The 7,519-nt window shown below is 34.9% G+C and carries 10 protein-coding genes and 1 pseudogene; all 11 read left to right on the forward strand.

The window, feature by feature from the left end; translation table 11 throughout:
- The first annotated feature begins 229 nt into the window (after window positions 1-229).
- Window positions 230-922: a PAS domain-containing protein gene (locus tag CKY02_RS13965; RefSeq protein WP_112895741.1), complete on the forward strand. Its 693-nt coding sequence runs from the start codon at window positions 230-232 to the stop codon at window positions 920-922.
- A 50-nt stretch (window positions 923-972) separates the two neighbouring features.
- A complete protein-coding gene (locus tag CKY02_RS13970) occupies window positions 973-1,653 on the forward strand; it encodes a helix-turn-helix transcriptional regulator (RefSeq protein ID WP_112895742.1) in 681 nt (226 codons plus the stop codon).
- A 29-nt stretch (window positions 1,654-1,682) separates the two neighbouring features.
- Window positions 1,683-1,892, forward strand: a complete 210-nt coding sequence (locus CKY02_RS13975; protein ID WP_338047384.1) for a hypothetical protein — start codon at window positions 1,683-1,685, stop codon at window positions 1,890-1,892.
- 50 nt (window positions 1,893-1,942) lie between these two features.
- Window positions 1,943-2,623, forward strand: a complete 681-nt coding sequence (locus CKY02_RS13980) for a helix-turn-helix transcriptional regulator (protein ID WP_112895743.1) — start codon at window positions 1,943-1,945, stop codon at window positions 2,621-2,623.
- A gap of 272 nt (window positions 2,624-2,895) precedes the next feature.
- Window positions 2,896-3,576 carry a PAS and helix-turn-helix domain-containing protein gene (locus tag CKY02_RS13990; RefSeq protein WP_112895744.1) on the forward strand — a complete coding sequence of 227 codons (681 nt, stop codon included), beginning with the start codon at window positions 2,896-2,898 and terminating at the stop codon, window positions 3,574-3,576.
- 29 nt (window positions 3,577-3,605) lie between these two features.
- A complete protein-coding gene (locus tag CKY02_RS13995) occupies window positions 3,606-4,286 on the forward strand; it encodes a helix-turn-helix transcriptional regulator (RefSeq protein WP_112895745.1) in 681 nt (226 codons plus the stop codon).
- A gap of 29 nt (window positions 4,287-4,315) precedes the next feature.
- Window positions 4,316-4,996, forward strand: coding sequence for a helix-turn-helix transcriptional regulator (locus CKY02_RS14000; RefSeq protein ID WP_112895746.1), 681 nt, complete (start codon window positions 4,316-4,318; stop codon window positions 4,994-4,996).
- Window positions 4,997-5,025: 29 nt separating this feature from the next.
- Window positions 5,026-5,706, forward strand: coding sequence for a helix-turn-helix transcriptional regulator (locus CKY02_RS14005; protein ID WP_112895747.1), 681 nt, complete (start codon window positions 5,026-5,028; stop codon window positions 5,704-5,706).
- A 29-nt stretch (window positions 5,707-5,735) separates the two neighbouring features.
- Window positions 5,736-6,428 carry a helix-turn-helix transcriptional regulator gene (locus CKY02_RS14010; protein WP_112895748.1) on the forward strand — a complete coding sequence of 231 codons (693 nt, stop codon included), beginning with the start codon at window positions 5,736-5,738 and terminating at the stop codon, window positions 6,426-6,428.
- A pseudogene (locus tag CKY02_RS14015) lies at window positions 6,394-6,891 on the forward strand (helix-turn-helix transcriptional regulator); the annotation flags it as partial. The gene CKY02_RS14010 and the pseudogene CKY02_RS14015, both read left to right, overlap by 35 nt.
- Before the next feature lie 30 nt (window positions 6,892-6,921).
- A partial coding sequence (locus CKY02_RS14020; protein ID WP_112895765.1) for a helix-turn-helix transcriptional regulator occupies window positions 6,922-7,519 on the forward strand: 598 nt, incomplete at its 3' end.

Consider the following 7,519-nt stretch of genomic DNA (forward strand, 5'->3'; position numbering starts at 1 on the left):
ATTTTGCTGTTTAGTAAGTAAACTAAAATGTTTTTATACAAAATAGTATTTTTAGTTATATTCGTTAATGTTAAAAGTATCATTATATAACAATAAAAGGCTTAATTAATAAATATATGTATTTTGACGAGCAAGTTATTATATTCTATTATATTACCAAGGCATTTTGAGTATAATTAGTTAACAAACATGTCAGATAACAACTGAAATAATCGTTCAGGAGTCACCAATGCAACATATAAAAAACAGACCTAATAATATCACCCCACAATTAATTCATATGTGGGAAAACAGTGATGAACCTTGGGGAGCCAAAGATCTCCAATCAAGATTTATTTACGCCAATTCCGCTTTTTATCAACTACACAATTTGCCCGAAGATTTTGATATTACCGGGCTTACAACAGGTGAATTACCCTCACCTATTGCAGAATATGAAAAAGAATTCCACCGTCAGGATCAAAAAGTTCTTCAAACTATGCAACGCGTTAGTTCACTAGAAACGCATCCATTTGAAGAACATAAGATTAAGCAAATCTATCTTTGTAATAAATACCCACTTTGTGATGAAGATGGCAATTGTATTGGGCTCACTTTTCATATGTGCAAAACCCAAAACTTTTCTACTGCTTACTATTATGATAAAACCCCTCCGGCAACGTTGGAATTTATCGCCCCTAATGACAAATTGACACAAACTGAATGGGAAGTTCTCTTTCTAACTCTGCGCTCATTAGATGAAGAGAAAATCGGTGAAGAGTTAATGATAAGTGCCGAAGATGTGGTTAATCATATTCAATCAATTTACCAAAAATTCAATTTATCATTACACGAAGAATTGAAAGATTTCTGCAAAGAAAATAAACTTGACGTTTATATTCCCGCAAGATTTGTCACTATCGGTAGTATGGAATTGAATTGATTATAAAATTAAAAATCTAATTTTAAGGTTAGAAAAATAGGGGTAATAACATGGACAATAAACTAATTATTTCATCTCAAGTTATTAATACAATGGAACAGAGTAATGCCCCCTGGGCAATAAAGGATAAAAACTCACGTTTCATTTATGCCAATCAAGGATGTAAACATCTTCAAAACATTTCAAGCTCCTTTGACTATGGGGGACGTTACGATGATGAAATTCCTTGGGGTGGTGCCGAATTTGCCAAAGAATATATCATTCATGATCAAAAAGTAATGGAAAAAGAAGAAAGAATATGTTTACTTTTAACACATAAATTTGGAAAAGAACAAATTCTTTCGTCTTATTTTTTTGAAAAATACCCTTTTTATCATGAAGACGGAAGCTGTATGGGAACGATATTTCATGGTTGGCAAGTCCAGGATTTCTCATTCACCCGGCTATTTCATGGAAAATTGCCAGCCAATATTATGTTCCAACCACCGACCGATCTCTTTACTCAACGGGAATGGGATGTTATTTTTCTGATGTTACACAAATATACCAGCAAGCAAATCGGTAGAATGTTAAATATTTCCTACCGTACGGTTGAAACCCATATCTCACGCATATATAAACGACTTGGTCTTCATTCTAGTCGTCAATTAGAAGAATATTGTCGCGCCAATGATTATGATCTCTATGTACCAGAAAGGTTTGTGCATCCAGAAAGCAGAATGTTTCCTTAATCCTTAGATTAAAAGGAGTTATCACTAGTATGAAGAAGAACTATACAATATCACCTCAGATTATTAATACAATGGAGATGAACAATGAGCCGTTGGGAATAATGAATAGTTCTTCAAACTTTATCTACGGCAATGCAGCTAAAAAAAATTTATTCATAATTTTAAAAAATTATTTGATTATGAAGGGTTTTATGATTATGAACTATCCTAGGGTTTTGGATAGTCGTGAGTTAAATTGATTATAAGATTAAAAATCTAATTTTAAGGCTAAAGAAAAAGGAGTAATAACATGAGCAATAAACTAATTATTTCATCTCAAGTTATTAATACAATGGAACAGAGTAATGATCCTTGGGGAATAAAAGATGAAAATTCATGCCTTATTTATGTTAATTTGGCATTAAAATCTCTTCATAATGTTTCAAATTCTTTTAACTATGAAGGACTTTTCGATTATGAAATTCCTTGGAATGGTGCTGAATTTGCTAAAGAACACGTGACTCAAGATAAAATAGTGGTGGAAGAAGAAAAAAGAATATGTTCACTCGAAACACATCTATTTGGGAAAGAACAAATTCTGTCATCCTATTTTTGTGAAAAATATCCTCTTTACCACGAAGACGGAAGCTGTATGGGAACGATATTTCATGGTTGGCAAGTCCAGGATTTCTCATTCACCCGGCTATTTCATGGAAAACTTCCGGCGTCTATATTATTTCAGCCACCGACTGATCGCTTTACTCAACGGGAATGGGATGTTATTTTTTTGATGTTACACAAATATACCAGTAAGCAAATCGGTACAATATTAAATATTTCCTATCGTACGGTTGAAAACCATATCTCACGCATATGTAAACGAATTGGTCTTCATTCTAGCCGTCAATTGGAAGAATATTGTCGCACCAATGATTATGATCTCTATGTGCCAAAAAGATTTGTGCAATCTGGAAGCAGAATGCTCCCTTAACCCTTAGATTAAAAAGGAGTTGTTACTGATATGAAAAAGAACTATGCACTATCACCTCAGATTATTAATACAATGGAGATGAACAATGAGCCGTGGGAAATAACGGATAGTTCTTCAAACTTTATCTACAGCAATGCAGATAAAAAAAATTTATTCATAATGTTAAACAATTATTTTATTATAAACACTATCCTAGGGTTTGAGGTAGCCGTGAGTTAAATAGATTATAAGATCAAATATCTAATTTTAAGGCTAGAAAGAGGAATGATAACATGGAAAATGAATTAATTATTTCATCTCAAGTTATTAACACCATGCAACAAAGTAATGAACCTTGGGCAATCAAAGACAAAAACTCATGCTGGATTTTTTGTAATTCGGCACTTAGACAAATGCAAAATATCCCGGATTTATTTGATTATGAAGGGAAATATGACAGTGAACTTCCCTGGAACGGGGCTGAATTTGCAAAAGAATTCGTTATTCACGATAAAAGTGTTATGAAACAAGGAAACAGAATATGTTCACTTGAAACACATACATATGGGAAAGATAAATTTCTATCATCTTATTTTTCGGAAAAATATCCAATCTATAATGATGAAAACGAATGTATCGGTATCTTTATCCATGGATGGAAAGCCCAAGATTTCTCAATTACTCGACTATTTTATGGAAAACTTCCCGCATCTATATTATTTCAGCCACCGACTGATCTCTTTACCCAACGGGAATGGGATGTTATTTTCCTCCTATTACACAAATATACCAGTAAGCAAATCGGTAGAATGTTAAATATTTCCTACCGTACGGTTGAAACCCATATCTCACGCATATATAAACGACTTGGTCTTCATTCTAGTCGTCAATTAGAAGAATATTGTCGCACCAATGATTATGATCTCTATGTACCAGAAAGGTTTGTGCATCCAGAAAGCAGAATGTTTCCTTAATCCTTAGATTAAAAGGAGTTATCACTAGTATGAAGAAGAACTATACAATATCACCTCAGATTATTAATACAATGGAGCAGAGTAATGAGCCCTGGGGAATAAAAGATAAAAACTCATGCTTTATTTATGCTAATCAAGCTAATTATCGCGTTCAAAATATTTCACGTTCCTTTGATTATGAGGGGCATTATGATTATGATCTTCCCTGGGATGGCGCTGAATTTGCTGAAGAGTACATGACCAATGATAAAATAGTAATGGAAAAAGAAGAAAGAATATGTTCACTTGTAACACATAAATTCTTCAAAGAGCAAATTCTGTCGTCTTACTTCTTTGAAAAATACCCTCTCTATCATGAAGACGGAAGTTGTATAGGAACAATATATCATGGTTGGCAAGCTCAGGATTTCTCATTCACCCGACTATTTCGTGGAAAATTGCCAGCCAATATTATGTTCCAGCCACCGACCGATCGCTTTACCCAACGGGAATGGGATGTTATTTTCCTGATGTTACACAAGTATACCAGTAAGCAAATCGGTATGATGTTAAATATTTCCTACCGTACGGTTGAAAACCATATTTCACGCATATGTAAACGAATTGGTCTTCATTCTAGTCGTCAATTAGAAGAATATTGTCGCACCAATGATTATGATCTCTATGTGCCAAAAAGATTTGTGCAACCTGGAAGCAGAATGCTCCCTTAACCCTTAGATTAAAAAGGAATCTCACTAATATGAAGAAGAACTATGCCATCTCCCCTCAGATTATTAATACAATGGAGCAGAGTAATGAGCCCTGGGGAATAAAAGATAAAAACTCATGCTTTATTTATGCCAATCAAGCATGTAAACGTGTTCAAAATATTTCAAGCTCTTTTGACTATGAAGGGCTTTATGATTATGACCTTCCCTGGGATGGAGCCGAGTTTGCTAAAGAATACATGACTCACGACAGAATGGTGATGGAAAAAGAAGAAAGGACGTGTTCACTTATAACACATAAATTCTTCAAAGAGCAAATTCTGTCGTCTTACTTCTTTGAAAAATACCCTTTTTATCATGAAGACGGAAGCTGTATAGGAACAATATATCATGGTTGGCAAGCTCAGGATTTTTCATTCACCCGACTATTTCGTGGAAAATTGCCAGCCAATATTATGTTCCAACCACCGACTGATCTTTTTACCCAACGGGAATGGGATGTTATTTTCCTGATGTTACACAAGTATACCAGTAAGCAAATCGGTACAATGTTAAATATTTCCTACCGTACGGTTGAAAACCATATTTCACGCATATGTAAACGAATTAGTCTTCATTCTAGTCGTCAATTAGAAGAATATTGTCGCACCAATGATTATGATCTCTATGTGCCAAAAAGATTTGTGCAACCTGGAAGCAGAATGCTCCCTTAACCCTTAGATTAAAAGGAGTTCTCATTAATATGAAGAAGAACTATGTCATCTCTCCTCAGATTATTAATACAATGGAGCAGAGTAATGAGCCCTGGGGAATAAAGGATGAAAACACACGCTATATTTATGTCAATCAGGCATGTAAACATCTTCAAAATATTTCAAGCTCTTTTGACTATGAAGGGCTTTATGAGCATGAATTGCCCTGGGATGGCGCCGAATTTGCCAAAGAATACATGGCCCATGACAAAAAAGTGGTAGAACAGGAAAAAAGAATATGTTCACTTGAGACACATATACATGGAAAAGAACAAATTCTATCATCCTACTTTTTTGCAAAATATCCTCTTTATCATGAAGACGGAAGCTGTGTAGGCATTATATATCATGGTTGGCAAGCCCAAGATTTCTCATTCACTCGCCTATTTCATGGAAAACTCCCGGCGTCTATATTATTTCAACCACCGACTGATCTCTTTACTCAACGGGAATGGGATGTTATTTTTCTGATGTTACACAAATATACCAATAAGCAAATCGGTATGATGTTAAATATTTCCTACCGTACGGTTGAAAACCATATCTCACGCATATGTAAACGAATTGGTCTTCATTCTAGTCGTCAATTGGAAGAATATTGTCGCACCAATGATTATGATCTCTATGTGCCAAAAAGATTTGTGCAACCTGGAAGCAGAATGCTCCCTTAACCCTTAGATTAAAAGGAGTTCTCACTAATATGAAGAAGAACTATGTCATCTCTCCTCAGATTATTAATACAATGGAGCAGAGTAATGAGCCCTGGGGAATAAAGGATGAGAACACACGCTATATTTATGTCAATCAGGCATGTAAACGTCTTCAAAATATTTCAAGCTCTTTTGACTATGAAGGGCTTTATGAGCATGAATTGCCCTGGGATGGCGCCGAATTTGCCAAAGAATACATGGTCCATGACAAAAAAGTGGTAGAACAGGAAAAAAGAATATGTTCACTTGAGACACATATACATGGAAAAGAACAAATTCTATCATCCTACTTTTTTGCAAAATATCCTCTTTATCATGAAGACGGAAGCTGTGTAGGCATTATATATCATGGTTGGCAAGCCCAAGATTTCTCATTCACTCGCCTATTTCATGGAAAACTTCCGGCGTCTATATTATTTCAACCACCGACTGATCGCTTTACTCAACGGGAATGGGATGTTATTTTTCTGATGTTACACAAATATACCAATAAGCAAATCGGTATGATGTTAAATATTTCCTACCGTACGGTTGAAAACCATATCTCACGCATATGTAAACGAATTGGTCTTCATTCTAGTCGTCAATTGGAAGAATATTGTCGCACCAATGATTATGATCTCTATGTGCCAAAAAGATTTGTGCANTGGCGCCGAATTTGCCAAAGAATACATGGTCCATGACAAAAAAGTGGTAGAACAGGAAAAAAGAATATGTTCACTTGAGACACATATACATGGAAAAGAACAAATTCTATCATCCTACTTTTTTGCAAAATATCCTCTTTATCATGAAGACGGAAGCTGTGTAGGCATTATATATCATGGTTGGCAAGCCCAAGATTTCTCATTCACTCGCCTATTTCATGGAAAACTTCCGGCGTCTATATTATTTCAACCACCGACTGATCGCTTTACTCAACGGGAATGGGATGCTATTTTCCTGATGTTACACAAGTATACCAGTAAGCAAATCGGTACAATGTTAAATATTTCCTACCGTACGGTTGAAAACCATATTTCACGCATATGTAAACGAATTGGTCTTCATTCTAGTCGTCAATTAGAAGAATATTGTCGCACCAATGATTATGATCTCTATGTGCCAGAAAGGTTTGTGCATCCAGAGAGTAGAATGTTTCTTTAACCACTAGATAAATAAGAATTCTCATTAAATATGAAAAAGAACTATGTAATATCACCTCAGATTATTAATACAATGAAGCAAAGCAATGAGCCTTGGGGAATAAAGGATAGAAATGCATGTTTTATTTATGCCAACCAAGCATGTAAACATGTTCAAAATATTTCAAGCTCTTTTGATTATGAGGGGCTTTATGATTATGACCTTCCCTGGGATGGGGCCGAATTTGCTAAAGAATATATGATTCATGATAAGATAGTGATGGAAAAAGAAGAAAGGATGTGTTCACTCATAACACATGTACATGGAAAAGAACAAATTCTGTCATCCTATTTTTTTGAAAAATATCCTCTTTATCATGAAGACAGAAGCTGTATGGGGACTATATATCATGGTTGGCAAGTTCAGGATTTTTCATTCACCCGGCTATTTCATGGAAAATTGCCAGCCAATATTATGTTCCAGCCACCGACTGATCTTTTTACTCAACGGGAATGGGATGTTATTTTCCTGATGTTACACAAGTATACCAGCAAGCAAATTGGTAGAATGTTAAATATTTCTTATCGTACAGTTGAAACTCATATCTCACGAATATATGGAAGAATTGGGGTTCATTCTAGTTATCAAT

It is taken from the genome of Photorhabdus bodei, from assembly GCF_003287735.1.
Lineage (GTDB): Bacteria > Pseudomonadota > Gammaproteobacteria > Enterobacterales > Enterobacteriaceae > Photorhabdus > Photorhabdus kayaii.

What these genes read in the sequence shown, in the direction of transcription:
- CKY02_RS13965 (WP_112895741.1), top strand. Translation starts at nt 230, where the DNA reads ATGCAACATATAAAAAACAGACCTAATAATATCACCCCACAATTAATT.
- CKY02_RS13970 (WP_112895742.1), top strand. Translation starts at nt 973, where the DNA reads ATGGACAATAAACTAATTATTTCATCTCAAGTTATTAATACAATGGAA.
- CKY02_RS13975 (WP_338047384.1), top strand. Translation starts at nt 1,683, where the DNA reads ATGAAGAAGAACTATACAATATCACCTCAGATTATTAATACAATGGAG.
- CKY02_RS13980 (WP_112895743.1), top strand. Translation starts at nt 1,943, where the DNA reads ATGAGCAATAAACTAATTATTTCATCTCAAGTTATTAATACAATGGAA.
- CKY02_RS13990 (WP_112895744.1), top strand. Translation starts at nt 2,896, where the DNA reads ATGGAAAATGAATTAATTATTTCATCTCAAGTTATTAACACCATGCAA.
- CKY02_RS13995 (WP_112895745.1), top strand. Translation starts at nt 3,606, where the DNA reads ATGAAGAAGAACTATACAATATCACCTCAGATTATTAATACAATGGAG.
- CKY02_RS14000 (WP_112895746.1), top strand. Translation starts at nt 4,316, where the DNA reads ATGAAGAAGAACTATGCCATCTCCCCTCAGATTATTAATACAATGGAG.
- CKY02_RS14005 (WP_112895747.1), top strand. Translation starts at nt 5,026, where the DNA reads ATGAAGAAGAACTATGTCATCTCTCCTCAGATTATTAATACAATGGAG.